The following is a 21,869-nucleotide window of genomic DNA, read 5'->3' as shown; positions in this document are numbered from 1 at the left end:
CCCACTATCCGGCCGTTTGAAGTGTACCAATTCGGTGTAATCAGCCGAATTGAGCCATGTATGAAATGGCTTGTTGTCGATCCCGCTCCGCATAGACCTGGGTCACATCGGCTTTGGCGTGCCCGCAGATGATTTGGGCAGCTTCCAAACCGGCTTCCCGTCTCGCTCGGGTCGCCGCGTTGTGCCGGAGCTGGTTCGGATGCCAGCAATGTTCCGCTCTCCACTCGGAGGCCAAATGGCGGCGGCGATCTCGTTCATCCCGATCCAACGTGCGGGAAATCCGTTGCAAATCTTCCGGCATGCCGAACGCTCGTTCGCATCCACGGACAATGGCGGACCGATAGGAATAAACCGTGTACTTCTCGCCTGGTTGGCGTTTCGGGTTGGACTTTCGCCGATTCCATTGGCTCGGTTGAACCGGTGATTTTCGTTCCTCTCGGAGTTGATCTCGGTGTTCGGCGATAGCGTCACGTGGAGAGAACAGGTAAGCCTGCAGGTCCGTTTTCCAAAATTCATTGAGCATGGTTTGAGCTCGGGGTCCGAGAAAGACTTCGCGGCCGCGGCCGTGATGCTCGGTTTTGTGCGACTCTGGAACGTACATCCACACGCGGCCGCCGGTGTGGATATCACAGCTCCGCATAATGAGGACTTCGCCCGGACGCATCCCGGTGAGTCGCTGCAGTTCGATCATCGCCCAGACTTGCCGCGGCACGAAGGGGCGCACGGCATCGATCAAGTGATCGGGAACTGGCTTCACTGGTTCGCTTTCGACGGCTTCCGTCCGTCCTTTTTGTAACCCGGCAAGAGTTTGCAACGATTGGTACACGCTGGCAGGAACCAACTCGTGTGCCGCTCCCCATTTGAACATTCTCGTGATGCGTCCGACGTGTCGATTGATGCTGGTTCGGACCCAACTACGTTGAACCATCTCGTTTCGAATGGTGGTCAGCTTGAGCGGCCCGAAGTCGGCTGCCTGTTCGCGGCCGTAGAGTTTTCGAAGCGGTCCGAGAGCGATTTTGTAATTTGAGAGTTCGCTCGTCGGTTTGCCGTTTTTCCGGTAGTGCCTTTCGCAGTGTTTCCAGAACGAGACGATCAACTCGTTGATTGTGAAGCCTTGCTCCGGTGGAAGCTGTTGGCCCAACGCCTCCCACTGAGCAATCAGCCAGGCGTATTTTTCGCGGCTTGCTCGCGTTCCATGCACGCCAAGATAGAAGTCCCGGCCTGAGAGAGTGACAACCGCTTGCCCGCTTGCTTTGTGCTTCCGGTACCGTGGGACTTTCCCATTTTTTGACATCGCGCAGCTCCTGAAAGTTGGAACGGCAGTAGTACTACCGTTTCGGACTTGGCTTTCAGGCCGCGCTGTCGAGTAGCGACAGGTACGCAAGTAAATAGTTCGGCCGGACTTAGGGAATGCCCCCGCAAGGACTTGAACCTTTAACCTACTGATTAAGAGTATGTTGTTTGATGTGTTTTGAGCAGTGAAAACAAGGGTTTTTCCAGTTGCCCTGTATCACTTTATTGGCCAGAATACTGTCGAAAGTGATACACTTTTCGGTGATACAGGGGCAGCGTGATGAGTGGGTACAGCGAACATGCGAACCGGCATGGTATCAAGCTAGAATTGCACTGGTGGGTCAGAAACAAGCGAACCGGCAATGGTTGCTGGCGGAAGAAATTCAACGGCCAACAACTGTATTTCAACCACCCGAACACCAAAGCCGGATACGAAACGGCGGTTCTGGAATATGCTCGCAAGAAAGCGGATCGGCCAAACGCCGCTGTTTGGAAGCATCATCGTCTGTTATTCGAGAAAGTTGCCGAGTATCACGAACACTTTGGCACAGATGATTCTAAGCTCGCCGACGCCGTAACCGAGTTCCTTTCATGGATCGACGGCTTTCTGAATGGCAAAGCGAAATTGCCCGACCGCATCCCAGTTGGAGCATTCGCTGGTAGCACGAAACGACCGACATTCTCAGCCGAATTCATCGGCAAAGACTTCTCTGACTTTGGGATGCTGAGTTACAAGTTGCCAGACAAATGGCAAGACCGCATTGCCCGTCTGCAACCTTCAGTGCCAGTTAAACGAGTTCCCCAAACCATCGCATATTGGGCGGAAGACTTGTTGCGGCAGAAGAAGATGATGGCGGACGCTAAACAGCGATCACAACGCACTGTTAAAGATGCTCGTCAAAAGTTGAAAGTATTTCGAGATTGGATCGGCGACACAACACACGTCAATTCAATTAACAGTGAAACATGGAAGAGATACACCGAGGAAATTTTAGAGCGAAAGCTAACAAACACGAGCCGTCGAGGGTATTTGAATTCTGCCAAAGAGTTCATTGAATACTGTGTGGATGAAGACGCTTGTAACCTTGAACACGCCCCCAAAAGATTACGGCGTCGGTCAATGATAGTTCGAGATATTGAGGATGACTCGCTTGATGGAAGCGGTCTTATTTGGAGCAAACTTGAATTCCACTTTGCACTTCAAAACCTACCGAATGAATGGCGAGCGTGGCTTTTATTGATGTTGAATTGTGGATACACGCAGACCGACCTGAATGAATTGAAACATTCGGAATACCGGAGCGGTCGCATCATTCGACGACGCACAAAAACCAAACGGCAACCAAATCCGCCAGTCGTGAATTACAAACTTTGGAATGCGACGGTTGAGGCAATCGAAAATGTTAAGAGTGAACACGCCGAATTTGTTTTATTGACCGAACGTGGGGCAAGACTCACCTCGGCAAGCCATGATAACGTTTCCCGAAATTGGCAATGCAAACGAAAAAGAATTGGTTTGGATGGCAAGGAGTTGAGAGGCATCCGCAAAACCGGCAGCACGACACTTAAACAGCATTCGTATCTTGGTTGGATCAGAGGGCTTTATCTCGGGCATTCTGGCGATATCAAGGATCGGCACTACGATGCAAAAGACGGGCGAATTTATAAGCCGCTTGATGAAGCCATTGTTTGGTTGGGTGAGCAATTTGGCATCAACTGAAAGTCATCGCAAAATCTAGCCCCACCGAAAAATAACATCGCAAAAATTATTGCGTTGCAACTAATATACATCATCACGAGTTTTTCGAGAGGGGGTATCGTGACTGTATACGGGTTGAAGGAAGCAGCCGAGCGGATCGGCGTGAGTTATTGGCGAGTGCATCGGGCTGTGTCGAAACATCAAGTTTCGTTCATTCCGATTGGCAAGGCCGGTCGTGTTCTGACTGAGCAGCAATTGCAAGAACTGCGGGACTTTTTGGAGCAACACGGGAAGACTTAATGAAAAAGCCCACCGCCATTGGGGGACGATGGGCTTAAAAGAATTTGATTATTCCGCAAACGACAATTGACGGAACAATGAAACAACAAACAGACAATAGTAGCTATCCAGTATCAGCGCAATACCGCTGGGGGCATCCGCTTCCATCACGGAAATCACGCATTCCAATTTCAGAACGGGTCAGCATCAACGGAAAATGCAAAGCCCGTGCAGATTGGCGAGAAAGCCGAGAAGCCCGCAAACGCAAAGCCTTTCAAAATGCTCGCACCGTTCAACATTTCATCTGCACAGAATTGTTATCGCAAACAAGCGTCATTCTCTTTACCGGGAATCTGATAATGCCAAATCGGGATCAAGACGAATGGCGAAAAGTGAAATTGCGTTTCGGGAAGCTGGTCAGAGCGTGGTCAAAAACGCATGGTTGCCAATTGACTTTTACAGCGGCCCAACACATCACGAAGAATCGGGCCGACAATCCGCAATCGTTTGATGATATGCACTTCGATCTGCTTGGCTACATTGACATCGGGATAACGCAACGCCGACTGTCGAACGTGCTTTGCAATTTGTGGCGAGATGCAGGCGGTAAAAGAGCCTCGTTCCGCATTATTGAAGACCGCACCGAAGCGAATGTTGAACGAGTCTGTAACTACCTTTTCAAATTCCCCGACACGCAGCGAAATCAGGAAACCTTCGACCGCTTTCAGTTTCTACCGAAAACACGCTTTCCCGTAACTTGGACGGTCGGCAATTTCTATCAACGGGAATCAAAGGATGTTGAACTTGAGTTTCAAGTTGATGGCCAACACATCAAAACTCAAAAGCGGCTTTCTCCGTTTGAGCAGGTGCGACAGGATTGGATTGCATCTTTCTCTGATGGAAAGCCGGTGAGAATTGAAACTCCGCAATACCGTAGAGCGTTGCAATTCCGTGCAATCGATGCTTTGCCGTCATTTGAAGACCAACTGCGGGAAATGACAGACGCACATCCCATTAGTTCATTGGGGAAAATATGTCACGAACCACGCCAAGAACCAGCCCCACAAATTGACAGAACCTCTGATGATTTCAAGCATTCGATCCACAAACGACGAGTGCGAGCGACACACACAATTGCACCCGTTTACGTTGACGGCAAGCCGACAGATAAACACATTCTTGCTTTCATCAGGCACGATTCGCTGAACCCCAAATGGGAAAAAGACGCAGCAACCAATGCGATCCGTCAGTTTTCATTCTCTGAATTGCAGCATCGGCTGAAAATGGCCGGGATTGAGCCGTCAGCCGATCCCATCACGTTCCCGACCAAGGAACGGCAAAGGGAAAACACGCCGGTTGTGAGCCGTTCTGGGCAGCCATTTGATCGTCTCGGCAATTGGTTGGAAGTGTTTTGCCCCTATGCGAAGCACCGAAACCAAAATCCCGACGCCCCAGCGTTGGGATTGTCGGCTGGCGAAGCCAGCCGACCGAAGCCACTTGAAAGCGTTATTTTGCAATTCTAACGCACCATGGAACGATCTTCTCGCTGTTGTATGAAAACTTCTCACTTCACGAACTGGCAGCCTGAGAAGGTATCAAACGGAAGGCGGGATAGGTTCTTTCGGCGGAGTCGGGGGCATCGCCGTGGAACGCATCGCAGGCTTTCTTTGCGCACCGTGAAAAAATCGAGTTCAATCTTCTTTCAAATTCGCTGCCGAGTTGAAGAGGAAAGCACTACATTCAAAGTCGGCTCGGGAAAATTTCGATGAGATCGGTTAGAAGCCCGTTCTAGGTTAAATCCACCAAGGGACGCCATGCCAGCTAATGAAAAATCCTTGCTCTCTCGCCGCTGATATTTGCGGGTGATTCCAGCAATACAATGTCGTTTTCGTCCGAGTTAGTGGAGTAAGCAAATACGTCAAAGCATGACGTACCAATATTGCGACAGGGAATGAAAATACCACAAGGAGAAAGCCCCCTATAATAGCCTCAAGGCCATCCCATTTAAATATAGCAAAAGCGATGCACCCAATCACGAATGCGACCGACACAGAGATGCAAATGTTCATGTTTACATTTAAGCATTTCGAACACATTGGTACGTTAAAAGTTGCACCCGTCGCAGTGGTCTTGTATCCCCTTCTTATCCGAGTTTGAGTTATCGAATTGGCCAGAAACACTGGGAGAAAGGCGTCGGAAGGACGAGGTTTGCCAACACACAGGTGACAAGGTGAACCGTCAGTCATGTCAGTTGCTCTCCCAAAACTACGGCCTATTTGTTCTTCTGAGTCTGGCAAGTCTCTTGTACAATGTCAAAAGGTTCAGCACGCCTTTCGCCAGAATTCTCGCATTACGCAGGTCTCAAGATCATCCCCATTGGTTGCTTACTTGCTGTGGCAACTCTTGCACAACAGCACGTCGGTTGTGGGCCGCTACAGAAGCCTGCTTGTTCTACAATCTCTATGAAACTGGCCGTTTGAACATTTTTTAATAGATGGTTTTCAACGTTAATGAGGGGCAACGGGGAGTTAAAAGTGATACAGGCTCGTAAACTGTCAGAAAGTGATACACCAAAACTCAAACGAAAAACGCCGTAAACCGCTAGGATTACAGCGTTTGTGAATTGCCCCCGCAAGGACTTGAACCTTGAACCTACTGATTAAGAGTCAGTTGCTCTGCCAATTGAGCTACAGGGGCTAATCGTTTTCTATAGCGGACTTATGTCAATTCACTTGCTCATCGAAAGTAAGGTTTGACAGTTGCTTCTTGTTTGTTGCGTATGAATGGTGCGATTTGCGGCAGCTTGAACCAGGGATCAAGAGCGGTACGCAAGAAGGATTCGCTGCACATGGGATTCTACCAGACACACGGATCGTCGCAAGGTTCGCAAGCCACAAAAGTCCAAGAAGCCTTGCCGCGACTTTCCACCTTTTCGGCATTCGACAGACCAGGGGCACAAGATGATCTCTTAGGAATCTCGAACTGAGTGTTTGGGGCTGCTGTGGTGGCGATTCATGTTGCCGCTATCCACAATAAATGCAAAAGGTCGTTATCACCTGACCTCTACAAGACAGAAGCCGCGACGACCAAACAGGAACTACTTCAGCCGGTCTGATCGTAACGTGGTTTGATCTCGACACTCTGAATGAGATCTCTGCTGAATTTGAAGATCGTGGGAAGACGTTCTCTTCGTAGGAATCGCACTTCCTTGTCGGATTGCTCGTCCACCGAGTTGCCAATCACGGCGATGAAACCGTGACTGGCAACTGTGGAATTGTTGGATGTTATGCCCGCGAAACCGTCTCCTTGAAGTGCGGGTTTCTGGTGTCGAGCGACTAATTCGTGGCGGCGGCACCGGGGGTTTGGGAGTGGGCGTTCTGCGGGAAGTCGAACGTCAACACGAGTGCTTCGGTTCCCGTGTTCTCGATTTCCACGCCACCGTTTGCCAGTGCGGCCTGAGTGATAAATCCAATTTCGGGGTATATCTCGCCGAGAACCATGCCTTGGTGGTATCGCACTTCGAGATTCCCGACGCGGCCGGTTCCGCCGTTCGTGTGGAACAGTGCCGGGCTTTCCGGGCAGAATTTCGTCTTTCCGCCAGGATGGACGGTGAGTCGGAGTATCGAACACTTCTGCTCGCCGAGGAAGTCACCGTAAACGATCCACTTGGCATCGACCCCGTCGCCTGCAAATTCTTCCGCGGAGATTGCTGGCCGCGAATTCTTCAGGACAAAGTCTGGGTCTTGGTTGGCTTCGAAGTCGAACTTTTCAACCAGATATTCCCAGTCTTCGTGCCGATCTTTGGGGTAGTCTTCTTCCCGACAGGCGTAGAAGGCATCGGCTGCTCCGATCCGTCCATCAAGCGTGAGGTCTTCCGCCAGGAAGTGCTCATCCATGGTGACGTGCAACTCGTGCGTACAAAGGTCCGTCGGCGAGTGCAGCACCCCGTTGGGCATCACGAAGCCATTGTCAAGCTGCATCATCACGTGCGGCGACAAATGCCGGACTCCGTTGTACTCGGTCTTTCCGAACCGCTTCATGCAGGCCAGAAACTGATCCTTGCTCACGAATGGGTACAACCCCATTGCCGTGGTGTGATAGTGCGACGGGCTGACGCCGGGGTTGTCGAACGAATTGATGTCGTAGACTTCCCACTTTGACCAGTGCAGGTGATGCGGAATCGGGTTCAGATTGTCGAACTTCTTCGAGACAATCGGCCAAGTTGGCTCGCCGAAGAGCGACTTCGCGAAAGCCGTTACCTTCTCTCCCATGACCGCTTCTGGGTTGGCGACGATCAAGTCTTGCAGTGAAATGACTTGCCCATCCGGAGTGAGGACGTGCGATTCACCTTCCCGAAATGGGGCCTTGTTCGTGCGTGTATCGACGACTCCGGTCACGATGGGAACAGTGCAGCACATCCAAAGTTCATCGAGCCCCGTACCGTTCATGTAGTCCGGATAGTACGAGCTTTCATCAAGGCGAAGGCGTTTACCGGGTGTGCAGAATGTTCGGCCGGCGTAGCGGTGCAGGAGTTGCAGCACCCCGCCGGTCTTGTTCAGGCAGTCATCGAGAATCGTAGCCGATGCTCCGCCCGTACCATCAATCACATCGTGTTGCGGGTATTCGTGCAGTTTATCCTTGAGAATCGACGTTGGAGCAGTCATGAATAATGCACCTCAATAAGTTTGGAGAAGCACGTGTGTGGTCCCGAGAACGGGCGAGGTCGTCAATTGTTCCAGTTGGCCAAAACACGACGAGTTGGCATTGGAAACGACGTATCCTAGATGCTCGCAAGGCTTAGAACAAGCCGCCGTCACAGACCGTCGATCAACGTCATCCGAGAAGAACGGCGAAGCGTGGTCGGATCGGCCAGTTCGCATTCGATTCGGCCTTCCTGGACCCGGCGATTCCGCCTTCGGGCACACGTCATTGCAAGTCAGGAATACATCCACGAAGTTGATGAAGCAACTCAGCCTTGGGAATTACGAACCGTCCCATTGGAAAGATCGAGAGCATTTCAGGGGCGTAGTTGTTCTCGTAACCGATTTCATTCCACACGAAGTATTCCCCATCGGATGACACGTCGGCGGAAATGCAACCACACCCCAAGTCGGCACACTCCGGGCACACGAGAACTTCTCGTCGTCCGCTTGGCAACACAGCCGGTTGCCGGAGAAGTAATCTTTCGACAAACGCTGTTTGGTAGTCTGGCGAGGTCCATCCAATCGGTGAGACGACATCGAAGGTTTGTTTTGCTGATCGTTCGCAGTGTTCGAGCAGAGGGCGACCATCCAAGATTAATTCGCTTGTGACCATTTCTGGCCTCCGTCTGGCAGTATGCCTTGCAATTTCAATCGAATTAATGTGCCGCAACTAATTCACTCCCCAATCACTTTGACTAGAACTCGCTTGGGCCTGCGTCCGTCGAACTCGCCGTAGAAGATTTGCTCCCAAGGGCCGAAGTCCAGTTTGCCATCTGTGATCGCTACGACGACTTCCCGGCCCATAATCTGTCTCTTCATGTGGGCATCGGCGTTGTCTTCTCCGGTTCGATTGTGGGCGTATCGCTGGGGAGAGGCGTCGAATGGTGCGAGACCCTCCAGCCACTTTTTGTAATCCTCGTGGAGCCCCGGTTCGTCATCGTTGATAAAAACAGACGCAGTAATGTGCATCGCATTCACCAGGACCATGCCTTCTTGCACGCCGCTTTTCTTGACGATCTCAGCGATTGTTGGCGTGATGTTCTCGAATGCCATTCGAGCCGGGAGATTGAAGGTCAGGTATTCGGTGTGGGATTTCATGGAGTTGCTCATTGAATTGCAAATTGCGTTTTGATTACCTCATCATATGAGGACCTTACCACAACCTCATCATCCATCATGAGCCAAAGACCTTAGGCAGTTCGCCGACGGATTTGGCACCGGGGGAATCGGCGGGGGTGGGGATGATCGTGGTGAGCTTTTCGATGATGGTGTCGGCGGTGATGCCTTCGGCTTCGGCATTGAAGTTGGTGATGATCCGGTGTCGCAGAACGGGTTTCGCGACGGCTTGGATGTCTTCGGTGTTGACATAGGTGCGGCCTCGGAGCATGGCTCGCGCTTTGGCACCGAGCACGAGATATTGGCTGGCCCGCGGACCGGCTCCCCAACTGACGAACTGCTCGACGAAGTCCGGCACGTCACCTTTCTCGCGGCGAGTGAGACGGGCGAACTGCATGGCGTAGCGGATGATGTGGTCCGCAACGGGCACGCGACGGACTACGTGCTGCAAGGTTGTGACGTCCTCATAGGTAAGGACTTTCTCGACATCCGGTTTGGTGTCGGCGGTGGTTTGGCGGACGATTTCGAATTCCTCATCTTCGGTTGGGTAGTCGACGAGGATTTCGAACATGAAGCGGTCGAGTTGGGCTTCGGGCAGGGGGTACGTGCCTTCTTGCTCAATTGGGTTTTGCGTGGCCAGCACAAAGAATGGGTCCGGCAGCTGATGCCGTTTGCCGCCGGTGGTCACTTGGTGTTCCTGCATGGCTTCCAACAACGCCGCCTGTGTTTTGGGAGGCGTTCGGTTGATTTCATCAGCGAGCAACACATTCGCGAACACCGGCCCCTCGATGAAACGAAACTCCCGCACACCGGCGGCCTTGTCTTCCTGAATCACTTCGGTTCCCGTGATGTCAGCGGGCATCAGGTCGGGGGTGAACTGAATGCGGTTGAAGCTGAGGCTGAGGGTGTCGGCGACGGTGCGAACCATCAGCGTCTTCGCCAACCCCGGCACACCGACGAGCAAACAATGGCCACCCGCGAGCAACGAAATCAGTAATTCCTCAACGACTTGCTGTTGGCCGACAATGACCTTGCCAAGTTCACGTGTGATTCGTTCGTAGGCGGCTCCGAGTTTCTGAACGGCTTCCAGATCGGACGGGGTCTCCACGTCCGGAGTTTGTTCGTCATTCATCGAAATTCCATTCGGTTGGATTCTACGTGGTTTCGCCGAGCAGTGGTTCTCAAAGGCGATTGTTCTTTCAGTTCATCGTAGCGGGTCTGGACTCGCGGGAGTAGGAGAACCGGACCATGTTACGTATTCGTGAAGCGGCTGCCGTTGCGGATTTGCTGCCCCTCGGCGACCCGACACGCATGGTGTGATTTATGGATTATCGGCGTCGGTCGCTGCCAAATTAGACGGATGAAACCCACCCGTCCAACCGATGATCCGCCCGGATTGCTGGGACAGTACGCGTCCAAGTTGGGTCGTTAGCCAACGGGTTTGCGGAGTTGGCAGGGTTTGTCTTATCTGACCGGATTTGGCATCGAGCAGATGGGTTGCGGATTCGGTCAACCAGAGTAGTGTTTCATTGTGCCGCTGGATCGCAAGTGAGCGGTCGCCAGCCGGTGCCGATTTCCAGAGTGTTTTTCCATCGGTTAAGGACAGGCAGCGGAGAGTGCGTTGGGAGGCGATCCAAAGGTGATTTTCGTCGGTGACGGTTCGAGTGTCGATGTTATCGATCGGCGGGAAACCCAGCGGGGTAGTCCAACGGTTGGCCCCGGTTTCCGGATCGAGTCGGCAGACGGTGTCGCCATCAATGAACAGTAGCAATGCGTCGCCAGCGGTTTGCAGTCGAGGAGAAGTGCGAGCGTGTGACAGCGGACCGGTGTACCGCCAGGCCGTTTGGCGGCGATCGAATGTGAATGTCGAAACGTGGTGGTCGACGTCAACGACAGCGAACTCACGGGGCCCAAGCCGGACCGGAGCGGATTGCCAAATGCCGGCATCGTCGACTTGCTCGACCGTGGAAATGATTTCACCAGTCGAGGTTTTCAAGAATTGAGTGCGCGGAGGGCGCGTCTGTTGCAGGCCGATGTGAGTTTCATCCGCGAAGATCACCGGGCTTAAGTTGCTGGGAAAGTGCTGTCGCCACACGTTGTGACCACTTTCCCAATCAATCGCCACGATTTCTTGGCTGGAAATGACGAGCACATATGGTGGAACCAACTGGAAGGTGGCGTCGGATTGTTCCGCCTCGGGTGAGGTGGTGTTGAGCGTCCACACGGAATCTCCGGTGGCAAGTTCGAACGCGGTGAGGTTGGCATCGGTGGCGACCAAGAGATGCCGTCGTCCGTAGGCGGCCCACTGAATCGGACGCGACCATGTGCGGGACCAACGTGGTTCACCATCGGTGGCGGACAGGCACGTGAGTTCGGCCGTTTGCAGCAGGACCGATTCCCAACTCTTTCCCGGTGCCATGCCGACGGGAACGATGAGTAACGCCTCTGGGGGAATGTCGCGGTTCCAGGATTGTCGCCAGGGCAGGGGAGTGGTGTTGTTCCTGCCGAGTTCAGTCAGGTACGGTGGTTTGGCGAGCAAACTCGGGACGGCTTCCAATGCTGGGCGGGCGTTTGGTCCAATCCGTGCGGACGGAAATTCCTTCGCTAATTCTCGCCAAGTCTGAGCCGCTGCGAACCAAAATTCGTTGGTCGCCAATGCTTCCGCGGAATCGACCAACGCCGCTTGTCGAATATCGCTGGAGAACGACGAGTGTCGAATTTCCGACCAGAGTGAAAACGCGGTTTTGAAGTCGTCTTTGTCGGCGGCGTCTCGTGCGGCTTCCAACATGGCTTTCGACACGACACCGGCGACCGGGAATTGAACCGTCAGTCGTTCCAGATGGGTTTGCCGACGACTGCTGATGGCCGAATTCAACGCACGACGGGCGGTATCTTCGTAATCGGTTCGAAGTTCCGGACCGTGTTTCTCGAGGAGATGAGCAATTCGATCGCGTGCATGTTCCCACTGTTCGCCGTCGATGATCGTTGGACCATCCAGATTCTCTTGGATGAGTTGTTGATAGATCGAAAGAGCCTTCTTGGGATTGATCGGCTCTATGAGCCGCGCGAGCTGCACGTGAAATTCGCTTCGCTGCGATCTGACATGCGTGAGTTTCAAGATGTCTTCAAGAAGCGTGATGGCATCGGTGGTTCGATTTTCGCGAATGGCGGTTTCGATCAGGGGTTTCAATGCGAGCCGCCGTCGATCTCGTGCGGCGGCCAATAGCGGTTGTCCGCCGAATTTGTCGTGATGCGTTGCGAACTTCATTGCATTTTGGAAGCCTTCCGCAGCCGCCGCAAAGTTCTGATCAAGCGATTCCGCCGTCGCCAATCGAAACCAAGCCCGTGCAGACTTCGGGTTCGCGGCGAGAGCTTTTTCCGCTTCGTCTTTGATCCGGCCAACATTTGCGTATGCAACCAGACGCGAAGACTCAGCGACCAAAAGGACGTCACTGGCGATGGTCAAATTACCGCCCCGTCCACCGCGTTGACGCAAGGAAATCGGTTGACCGACTGGTCGCCCCGTGCGGGTGTTGAGCCGTTCAATGGTCTCGTGGGTCGGCCGATAGATCACGTTGCCCGCAATGACACCACGGCCGGTACTCGGGGGAGTGTTGATTCGGGGGATTTGTGGATAAGCAACGCGACCCGTTTGTCGATCGAGACCCCAGATTTGCCGACCGCTGAGGATCACGCGATCATCCACCACGCCAAGGAGGTGCAGAATTCGGTCTTGTGTGCGGCGGATGCGTTGCGACCACTGCATCACACCCGTGTCGGCGTTGATCGCCATCACGTCTTCGGAATCACTCGGAGCGGCAAAGACAAGACCCTCGTGAAACACGCAGGGCGTCAGTCCGATTCGTTGCGGATCGCTGAAATCGTCGGTGTTCTCGATGGCCTGGGATTCATAAGTCACGATCCAGCGGATCCGGCCGTCTTGCGTGTTCAACGCCGCGATGGCTCCCATTTCCGTCGAGCAGAAAATCGTGTTCCCCGCCACGGTCAGCAGGTTGTGACTGGCGTAATTCCGACGATCGTTCAAATTGAAAATCGCTGCCCCGATCGTGTGGGACCAAAGCTGTGTCGCGGTTTCCGCATCGAAGCAGACCACCCGAATTTCGGTTTGAGGCCGACTCCGTCGCATGGTCACGAAGACGCGGCCATTGTCGACAATCGGCGAACCCTCGAACAGCCATTGCCCGCCGGCTTCTTCATCGTCCGGTGTGCGGACTTCACTCGCGTTGACGAGCCAAGCCAACGGCTCACCAGCATCGGCTGCATTGAGTTGGGCCAGATCCAAGCACACGATTTGGTTGTCGATGTCATGAATCGAATTCGATTTCTGACTGGTAATCGGCGTGCCCATTTTGGCGTACACGCGATTCTCCGCGACGGTCAGCGTGAATCGTGGGATGCCAACGATCTCTGGATTCGGCCCAGGCTGCGGAAGCGGTTCGCCGGGGGGATAAATCCGGGCTTGGGCGAACGTGTCGGGATCGTTCGCGTCGAGCGGCCATTTCGGGCCGCCGGTTTCCAAATCGAAGGCGAAGATGTTTTCCGCATCGCACATCAACACCACATCACCAGTGACGACCGGGTAATGCATCGGCGGCCAACGGAACTCGCCTCGTCGGGGAGTGATGATCGAAAATTCGCTCATCGGCCATTCGGAAGTGGACCAGAGTTCCGCACCAACATCAACCGGCTCTTTGTAGATGGTGTTGCGTTCCGGGTTCTTGGCGAAGGAAACCACATTATCACCCAAACCGAGGTCGGGCCATTTTTCGGCGGCTTGGATGACTTCGGTCAGAGTTTCCGCAAGATTGCCGTCACGACCAGCCAGATACCCGACCGCCTTCGGATACGTCTTCTCGAACACGGCCAGTTCCACACGGGCTTGGTCCAAACGTCCTTGCACGACGGAACAAAGCACAAGACGTCCGAGAATCTCGGCACGTGGTAGATCGGTGTCGGGATAGCGACGCACTGGCAGAGGTTTGCCGACAGGAACTGCCGGGACATGTTCGGGCAGCGGGAGGATCTGTTGCCAGTAATCACGAGCAGCAGCCGGTTCGCCACGATCCCACGCCAATTCCCCAAGACGGAACAACGCATCATCGCCAAAACTGCTGACGAAGGCTCGGTCAACGACTTTCTGGAGTAACTCCACGTCGTCGTGTTGACGACCCTCTACGAACCATCGCCGGGCTTGGGCATCCATGCGGTTTCGGTAGACCGACAACCCCGCAGGCGGGAAGTTCGCCAGGATCAAATCCGCATAGGTGTCCACGGTCACGTAGCGACCGAATCGGATAGGAACCAGGCTCTCCGGCTGATCGCCTCGGATTTGGCGAAGTTTCTCGATCGCGTCGGACCATTGACCGTCTCGGATGAAATCCTCGACCGCCCCCATCTGCTTGACGGTGGTCAGTTCGGTGTCGAGGACGATCCGCTCTTGAAATGGCGGCGTCTGCGGAGCCTGGGCGAACAGATGCGGAGTGGAGGTAGAGAAGAAAACCAAGGGGAGAAGGTTGAGGATCGCGAAATGTAAAAGCCCAAGGGCACGCCATCCGCGAATCTGCATCTTCCATTCTCCCTATGGAAATCATCGGGTGTTCAAGCGACTGCGTTCGTAGCCGATGAATCTGCGGGGAGCCGTCATTACGACTCCCGCAGTTTCGTTCCAATCGCGAACACCACCATGCCGACCAAGAGCAAGGACGGCATCCAAATAAGACGGAACCCGAAATTCAACTGCCACAAAATCAGGAGCGGCAGAAATACGAGAACCAAAAATTGCAAAGCCATGCCAATGTGGTGTCGCATCGGAAATTCGGTCCCGAGTCTCGATTACTTCTTGAAGATATCAGCGGGAACTTCGATTTTGCCGAGGTCTTCGCTTTCATCGGAGAAAACTTCGACATCGAGCATGTCTTGCACGTCCGGAACTTTGCGGTCGATGTAGCCGACTCGTTCATGCCAGACGATGAAATCGTATTCGCCTTCGGGAAGGTCTTTGATCTCGAATTTGCCGTCTTTGTCGGTCACGGCGAAGTAGGGGTGATCGAGCACGACCCAGTAGGCGGTCATGTGAGGGTGCAAGTCGCAGTTGACTTTGACTGGCAAGAACTCCGATTCATCGTAATCGACCTTCACACCTTCGCGGTTGTTCGGGCGGATGGTGAAGTTCTCTTCTTTGTTCTTGAACGGGTGCGTGTGCGTGTTGTGTGGCACGGGGTCGTCGGATTTCACCACGACGGTTTGCCCGGTGCGAACCGAAAGAATGTGCGGCATGAACACACAGTTTTTCTGGTCGAAGACCACTTCTTTTTCGGCCGCGGGAATTTCTTCGTACTTCGGATGCACGTCGTCCACACTCCGAAGATAGATCACGACATTCGCGATGCCTTTGCTCGACTCGTCAATCAGCAAGGAGTTGTCGATGTGGGCTTCGGCGGCGCAGACTGCTGGGTCTTTGATCTTGGGGTCATCCTTTTTGACGAGGATGTCTGCTTCCGGGATGGAGCCGGTGGCCACGATTTGTCCGGAAATTGTGCCGTAACCTTCTTCGGCGGTTGCGGTGAGTGGGGCGGCGACCAGCATCGCCAGACAACACGCGGGAATCAGTCGACGGATTGCGACAATCATCATGCACCTTCTCAAATGAGGATAGGGAAAAGCCTGGGAAAGGAATCCACAGACGGCAGGATTTCAAATCCGGTTTATTTTAGACAAACTTGGCAGGTTGGCCTCCGTGGTGGAAGCCATTATCAAGATTAACCGCTTCGTGGACGAAATGCGAACGGAACGTCAAAAAACACAACGTAGAATCAAATTCTGCGACTTCTTTCGGGTTTCATCACTGAGATCAAAAAGAGGACATGCTCCACATTCATGATGGATTCCGCTAAAATTCGGCCCGCAATCAGATTTTGACCTTATCTTCCACGAAATTTGACTCCTAACATCCATTCCCGGAAGGATGCCGCCGTGCGTTGGTCGCAAACGTTGATTCCGACAATGAAGGAAGTTCCCGCCGACGCGGAGGTCCCGTCTCACCAACTCATGTTGCGAGCTGGATTGATTCGGCAATTGATGGCAGGGGCGTACACCTATCTGCCATTGGGGTATCGGGCGTTGCGGAAAGCGGAAGAGATTGTCCGCGAAGAGATGGACCGCATCAACGCCGTCGAATTGCATATGCCGGCATTGCAACCCATCGACCTGTTCGAACGCACGGGCCGGCTGTCGGCGTTCGGGAATGTGCTGATCAACTTCGAAATTCCACGACGGGATCACAAAGTGCACCTCGCCTTGGGGCCGACGCACGAGGAAGTCGTTACGGACTTAATGTCCCGTCAGATCAGCAGTTACCGTCAGTTGCCGATCACGGTTTACCAGATTCAAACCAAGTTTCGGAACGAAGAGCGTCCTCGGTTTGGTGTGCTGCGGACGAGCGAATTTCTGATGAAAGACGCTTACAGCTTCTCGGCAGACACCGAGCAACTCGGCAAGATTTACGACCAGATGTACAACGCCTATTGCCGGATCTTCTCGCGGTGTGGCTTGGAATACTTGCCCGTTGAGGCCGAAAGTGGACCGATCGGCGGAGATGCCTCGCACGAATTCATGATTCCCGCCGAAAACGGGGAAGACGAAATCATTCGCTGCCTGTCGTGCAACTACGCCGCCAATATGGAACGGGCGGACACTGGGCGATCCGCTCCAAACATCGTGACGCCGGAGGATGCCCCACCACTCGAAAAAGTCGAGACGCCTGGGGCCACGAGCATCGAGCAGGTTTCCAAAATGTTGGGGGCCGCACCGGAGCAGTTGGTCAAAACGCTGATTTACCTCGCCGATGGTAAGCCGGTCGGTGTGTTGTTGCGGGGGGATCACGAAGCGAACGAAGGCAAAATTCGCCGGGCGCTCGACGCGACTGACCTGGAATTGGCCGATCCGAAAACCATTGAGACCGTCACCGGCGCACCGGTTGGGTTTGCGGGTCCGGTCGGTCTGAAGTGTCCCGTGGTTGCCGATCACGATGTGCCGCAAGTTGTGAGTGCGATCACCGGTGCAAACGCCGCCGACGCCCATTACAAACACGTCACGATCGGCCGGGATTACGAACTCGATACCACATTCGATCTCCGCAACGCTGCCCCGGGCGATCCCTGCCCACGCTGCCAGGCGTCCGGTGAGGATCGTGGGTTGGCCATCGTTCGCGGGATCGAAGTCGGTCACGTCTTCAAACTCGGTACGAAATACAGTGAAGCCTTGGACGCCACTTTCGTGGATGAAAAGGAGCAATCTCATCCGATGATCATGGGCTGCTATGGAATCGGTGTGAACCGCATCATCGCGGGGTTGGCGGAGACGTGTCACGATGAGAATGGATTGATTTGGCCGCTCGCGGTCGCGCCGTATTCCGTCGAGATCATTCCGCTGAACGTCAGCGATTCCGATGTGATGGACGTGGCGAATCGGTATTACGACGAACTCACCGCCGCCGGAGTGGACGTGCTGTTCGACGATCGTGATCAACGTCCCGGCTTCAAGTTCAAAGACGCCGACCTCATTGGCATTCCATTGCGAGTCGTCATCGGCGGCAAAGGATTGAAGAACGGCGAAGTCGAACTCAAGTGGCGAACCGACGACGGCCCCACCAAAGTCCCCATCGCCGACGGCATCGCCAAAGTTCAAGAACTCCTCAATCAACGGCGAGAACAAGAACTCGAAAAAGTTCCTAGCTGACGGAATACAGGAAAATTCAAGATATGCATGAGATGGAAATCGCGAAGCGGGCGGCGAGGGCGGGGGGCGATGTTGCTCGTCACTATTACAATGCCGGCGTGGAGATGGAGAGCAAGGCCGGCGAGGGAACTTACAATCTGGTTTCGCGGGCCGACCGTGAAGCCGAGCGGGCGATTGTCGAGGTCATCCGTGAGGCGTTTCCGTCTCATAAGGTGTTGGGCGAGGAAGAAAACGAAGTCGCCGATTTGTCGACGGAGCACTTGTGGATCGTCGATCCGATCGACGGCACGAACAACTTCGCGCATCACATGCCGCACTTCGCAGTTTCGATTGCGTACTGGCATCACGGGCGACCCGCCTGCGGAGTGGTCTACAACCCGATTCGGGACGATTGGTTCGAAGCGATTCGCGGGCAGGGAGCCACGGCAAACGGCGAACCGGCCCATGTCGGTGAGCAATCGAAGCTGGATGAAGTCTTTGTCGGGCTCGGGTTCTACTACGATCGCGGTGCAATGATGGAAGCCACCTTGGATGCCATGCGGGAGTTCTTCGGAGCCCACGTTCACGGCATTCGGCGGTTCGGAACGGCGTCTCTTGATTTGTGTTTTGTCGGCACGGGGGCGTACGCGGCGTATTTTGAATACGAACTTTCGCCCTGGGATTTCGCCGCCGGACAGCTGTTCGTCGAGGAGGCTGGCGGCACGGTGACGACCGCTCGCGGGGAACCGTTGCCGTTGGGGAAATCGAGTTTGCTTGCCTCGAACACGAAGCTTCACGATGCTGCTTTGCAAATTGTTGCCAAGCATCATCCGTGATCAACCGGTGAACGGGAAAAGTGGCTTTGTTCGCTGAAAAACGGATTTCCCTGATCCGCAGTTGCGGTTTGTTCGTAATCTACGATACAGTGCGAGCATCCACCACTGTTCGAATTCGCGGTAGCGAACTTCTCGAATGGTGACTTTCCCCTCATCAACAACCGAGTTCATCTGCATGAGCAACTCTCTTTGTGCGATTTTGGCAGCGCTTGCCGCGTACATGGTTGGCTCGCTCCCGTTCGGTTATTTGGTTGCGAAGTTCCGGGCCGGAATTGATATTCGCGATCATGGGAGTGGCAATATTGGAGCGACCAATGTGGCTCGGGTCTTAGGAGTTCGTTGGGGCATCGGTGTGATGGTCCTCGATGGGCTCAAAGGTCTGCTCCCCACGCTGCTCTTGCCGAAACTGTTTTTTGCTTCGACGAATCCCTGGCTGCCCCATGTGACAGTTTTGTGCGGTGTGGCCACTGTGATTGGGCATATGTTCCCCATGTATCTGCGGTTCCGCGGCGGCAAAGGCGTGGCGACTTCGTTGGGGGTCATTACGGTTTTGTCACCTTGGGCGACGTTGGTGGCGTTCATTTCCTATTTGGTCGCGTTTGCGACGTTCCGAATCGGTTCAGTCGCCTCGTTGAGTGGTGCGATGGCGTTCGTGATCGCCCATTTCGTTCGCACGCCGAGTCCGTTCTCGGTCAACGAGTGGAGTCTCACCACCTTCGCCATGTTGGTGCCACTGCTCATCGTTGTACGACACCGTTCCAACATCGGCCGGATTTTCCGAGGCGAAGAACCCCGGTTTCAGTTCGGTCGCTCCCGCGATGAAGAACCAACGACCAACCGATTCCGTTCGGCGGTCAAGGATCAGCGTCGGCAGGACACCGGAAAAGACACCAGCCCTCGTGATCTCGATCAAGATCGTGAAACCGTTTGATCTCGGTTTCTAACCAATCAAAATGCAAAAAAGCCGCCGAACTTTCATTCGGCGGCTTTCTTTTTGTCTGCGTCTTATGGAAAAATCAGCAAACCTCAATGGCGTTGGTCAAAGCGACACGGGCGGAGCCGGATTCGCTTTGTGGATCGACCACATCCAACGCGGCGTGGGTTGCCAACTGCTTGGTGTAGTAGGTGTTGGTACGTCCGGTCAGGACGAGTCCACCGGATGTCATGTCCACACGCAGGTCGCGAACGCCACCGTTTGTTCGCTGGTGGACCACACACGCGATCGAGTCGATCATGGTGGCGTCTCCGTCTTTCGGAGATGGCTGAGGGGTTGGAGTTGCCATGGTCGCGGAAACAATGGGCGGCAACTCGGTCAACGTACGCAGGGTCATTCGTAATCCTCCCTGGTCAACGAATCCGACGGTGAATGGACTGAAACACAATGTTTCAATCGGCGGTCGGAATGAATGCGGGAATTGTGACCGACGACTTCACTCAAGCAGGGGGCAACCCGTACGAAATACGGTTGATTGGCTTCTGAAGTTTTGAAGGCATCCGCTGCCATGAGTCGATTGAGTCTGTTGGTCAAATCGGGTGGGGTGAAACCCATCACTCGGAAAATTTTGAGAGATCGGTCTTGAAAGTTTGGTGGGAATTGAATCTGTCCATCATCGACTTTCCTAAGCCTACTGTATTGATCTGCAGATTGGCGGTCAAACGGATTAAGTAGTTTTGATTCGAAATTTCAAAAATTCGTGATTTGCGTCCTCGATTGTGTCCAGACGAGGGACGGCTTAGGATGGTTTCGCCCGGCATTTGGGCGACTTTGGCGGCTGTCTTCACCGTTTCTTCGCACTTCCAGCACGAACCAGAATTCACCATGAGCGAACCCGGCGATCTCCCTATTCCGCAACGGCCTTGGTATCAGGGTGTCACGCGATACCAATGGTTGGTTTTGTTGATTGCCTCGCTTGGGTGGATCTTCGATATCTTCGAAGGGCAGATCTTCGTCGCCAGCATGAACGACGCCATGCCCGAGTTGGTTCCTGCGGGGACCGAAAAAGGCGATATCGAGTACTTCAAATCCGTGACGCTGGCGTGTTTTCTTCTGGGGGGTGCGCTCGGCGGAGTTGTGTTTGGGGTCGTCAGCGATCGCATTGGACGGTCCCGCACGATGATTTTGACCATCCTCGTGTACTCACTGTTCACGTGTTTGTCGGCGTTCTCGCAGACTTGGCAACACATGGCAATTTTCCGGTTCCTCGTTGCGATGGGGGTCGGTGGGGAATGGGCCGTGGCCAGCGCGATGGTAGCCGAAGTCTTCCCGAAAGAAGCTCGGGCGCGGTCACTGGGAATCTTTCACGCATCCAGTGTGCTCGGGACGTACCTCGCCGTTGCTGTCGGTGCGTTCGTGTTGCCTTACATGAGTTGGCGATGGGGGTTTGCACTTGGAGCGTTGCCGGCTTTGCTGACGATTTGGATTCGCATCAGCATCAAAGAACCGGAAGATTGGCAAGCTGCTCGCGAGAAGTCGCAAACCGACTCCACGCAAAAAATGGGCAACCTCTTTGAGTTGTTCCGTCCACCGTTGCTCCGGCCGACGCTGGTCGGAATCGGCCTGGGGACGGTTGGGTTGGCGACATTCTGGGGCACACACATCTTCGGCAAGAACTTGATGCAAGCCGCCGCCGTGAATGAAATCTCCTCGCTGACCGATACCGCGAAGAAACAGTGGGAAATGCTGGGGATGTTTCTTGTGACCAGTGGCGGTGGTCTGGGGTTGCTCACGTTCGGGCCGTTATCGGAATGGATCGGCCGTCGGATGACGTTCTTGATCTTCCATGTCGCAGCGTTCGTGGCGGCGATTGTGACTTACCAAGTCGCGTGGACCTTGCCCGGCTTGGTGATTGTGCTGCCAATCTTCGGTTACATGACGCTCGGCATGCACGCCGGCTACGCAGTCTACTTCCCGGAACTCTTTCCGACTCGCGTGCGGGGCAGTGGAGCGGGGATCTGTTTTAACTTGGCCCGTCTCGCGGTGTTCCTTGTGCTGCTCGTGAATGGTTGGATGGTCGAAAGCGAAGCCGAAGGCGGCCTTGGCATGACGCGGGCAGACGCTTCCACGTGGCTAGCCGGGCTGTTCTTACTCGGTGTGGTCCTCCTAATATTCGCCCCCGAAACCAAAGGCCGAGATCTACCGGAGTAATCGGCGTCGTGCCGCTCGTTCTCTATCCGTAAGTTGAGCGTGCTTTCGATTCTCATGGGACA

Annotated in this window: 16 protein-coding genes and 1 tRNA gene; 7 read left to right on the top strand and 10 right to left on the bottom strand. The window is 54.2% G+C overall.

The features are described from left to right. Positions 1–40: 40 nt before the first annotated feature. Positions 41–1,294, bottom strand: a complete 1,254-nt coding sequence (locus G6R38_RS25035) for a site-specific integrase (protein WP_166831537.1) — start codon at positions 1,292–1,294, stop codon at positions 41–43. A gap of 279 nt (positions 1,295–1,573) precedes the next feature. Between G6R38_RS25035 and G6R38_RS25030 the strand changes: the two genes are divergently transcribed. The 3 genes from G6R38_RS25030 to G6R38_RS25020 all read left to right on the top strand — a co-directional run bounded on the left by G6R38_RS25030 (position 1,574) and on the right by G6R38_RS25020 (position 4,794). Next, complete coding sequence (locus tag G6R38_RS25030) at positions 1,574–3,013, top strand: hypothetical protein (protein WP_166831536.1); 1,440 nt, start codon at positions 1,574–1,576, stop codon at positions 3,011–3,013. Positions 3,014–3,112: 99 nt separating this feature from the next. After that, the gene (locus G6R38_RS25025) at positions 3,113–3,292 is read left to right on the top strand and encodes a hypothetical protein (protein WP_166831535.1); all 180 of its coding nucleotides are present in this window, start codon (positions 3,113–3,115) and stop codon (positions 3,290–3,292) included. A gap of 338 nt (positions 3,293–3,630) precedes the next feature. After that, entirely contained in the window at positions 3,631–4,794 is a 1,164-nt protein-coding gene (locus tag G6R38_RS25020) for a hypothetical protein (RefSeq protein ID WP_166831534.1), read from the top strand. Between the two features lie 1,101 nt (positions 4,795–5,895). Here G6R38_RS25020 and G6R38_RS25015 read toward each other — a convergent pair. From G6R38_RS25015 to G6R38_RS24980, 8 genes are all read right to left on the bottom strand, one after another. Then, positions 5,896–5,968 (bottom strand) — tRNA-Lys (locus tag G6R38_RS25015). 638 nt (positions 5,969–6,606) lie between these two features. Then, positions 6,607–7,935, bottom strand: coding sequence for a hypothetical protein (locus G6R38_RS25010; RefSeq protein WP_166831533.1), 1,329 nt, complete (start codon positions 7,933–7,935; stop codon positions 6,607–6,609). 262 nt (positions 7,936–8,197) lie between these two features. Next, complete coding sequence (locus G6R38_RS25005) at positions 8,198–8,587, bottom strand: hypothetical protein (protein WP_166831532.1); 390 nt, start codon at positions 8,585–8,587, stop codon at positions 8,198–8,200. A 62-nt stretch (positions 8,588–8,649) separates the two neighbouring features. Further along, a complete protein-coding gene (locus tag G6R38_RS25000; protein ID WP_166831531.1) occupies positions 8,650–9,072 on the bottom strand; it encodes a secondary thiamine-phosphate synthase enzyme YjbQ in 423 nt (140 codons plus the stop codon). Positions 9,073–9,148: 76 nt separating this feature from the next. Further along, positions 9,149–10,222: an AAA family ATPase gene (locus G6R38_RS24995; protein WP_166831530.1), complete on the bottom strand. Its 1,074-nt coding sequence runs from the start codon at positions 10,220–10,222 to the stop codon at positions 9,149–9,151. Positions 10,223–10,411: 189 nt separating this feature from the next. After that, on the bottom strand, positions 10,412–14,677 hold the full coding sequence (locus G6R38_RS24990) for an outer membrane protein assembly factor BamB family protein (RefSeq protein ID WP_166831529.1): 4,266 nt from the start codon (positions 14,675–14,677) through the stop codon (positions 10,412–10,414). 77 nt (positions 14,678–14,754) lie between these two features. Next, the gene (locus G6R38_RS24985) at positions 14,755–14,919 is read right to left on the bottom strand and encodes a hypothetical protein (RefSeq protein ID WP_166831528.1); all 165 of its coding nucleotides are present in this window, start codon (positions 14,917–14,919) and stop codon (positions 14,755–14,757) included. Positions 14,920–14,943: 24 nt separating this feature from the next. Beyond that, positions 14,944–15,744, bottom strand: coding sequence for a hypothetical protein (locus G6R38_RS24980; RefSeq protein ID WP_166831527.1), 801 nt, complete (start codon positions 15,742–15,744; stop codon positions 14,944–14,946). 339 nt (positions 15,745–16,083) lie between these two features. Between G6R38_RS24980 and G6R38_RS24975 the strand changes: the two genes are divergently transcribed. The 3 genes from G6R38_RS24975 (at position 16,084) to plsY (ending at position 19,593) form a co-directional block, all read left to right on the top strand. Next, a complete protein-coding gene (locus G6R38_RS24975) occupies positions 16,084–17,847 on the top strand; it encodes a proline--tRNA ligase (protein ID WP_166831526.1) in 1,764 nt (587 codons plus the stop codon). Positions 17,848–17,870: 23 nt separating this feature from the next. After that, positions 17,871–18,662: an inositol monophosphatase family protein gene (locus G6R38_RS24970; RefSeq protein ID WP_166831525.1), complete on the top strand. Its 792-nt coding sequence runs from the start codon at positions 17,871–17,873 to the stop codon at positions 18,660–18,662. Positions 18,663–18,837: 175 nt separating this feature from the next. Beyond that, positions 18,838–19,593 (top strand): glycerol-3-phosphate 1-O-acyltransferase PlsY, encoded by a 756-nt coding sequence (gene plsY / locus G6R38_RS24965; protein ID WP_166831524.1) that lies wholly within the window; start codon positions 18,838–18,840, stop codon positions 19,591–19,593. 85 nt (positions 19,594–19,678) lie between these two features. On the opposite strand, the gene G6R38_RS24960 is transcribed toward plsY, so the two are convergent. Next, positions 19,679–19,993 (bottom strand): hypothetical protein, encoded by a 315-nt coding sequence (locus G6R38_RS24960; RefSeq protein ID WP_166831523.1) that lies wholly within the window; start codon positions 19,991–19,993, stop codon positions 19,679–19,681. Between the two features lie 407 nt (positions 19,994–20,400). On the opposite strand from G6R38_RS24960, the gene G6R38_RS24955 reads away from it, so the two are divergent. Continuing rightward, positions 20,401–21,807, top strand: coding sequence for an MFS transporter (locus tag G6R38_RS24955; protein ID WP_166831522.1), 1,407 nt, complete (start codon positions 20,401–20,403; stop codon positions 21,805–21,807). Positions 21,808–21,869 lie beyond the last annotated feature (62 nt).

The sequence above is a fragment of the Thalassoroseus pseudoceratinae genome, from assembly GCF_011634775.1.
Classification (GTDB): domain Bacteria; phylum Planctomycetota; class Planctomycetia; order Planctomycetales; family Planctomycetaceae; genus Thalassoroseus; species Thalassoroseus pseudoceratinae.
The sequence above is the reverse complement of the archived record's forward strand: the minus strand, read 5'-3'. Positions and strand labels throughout refer to the sequence as shown.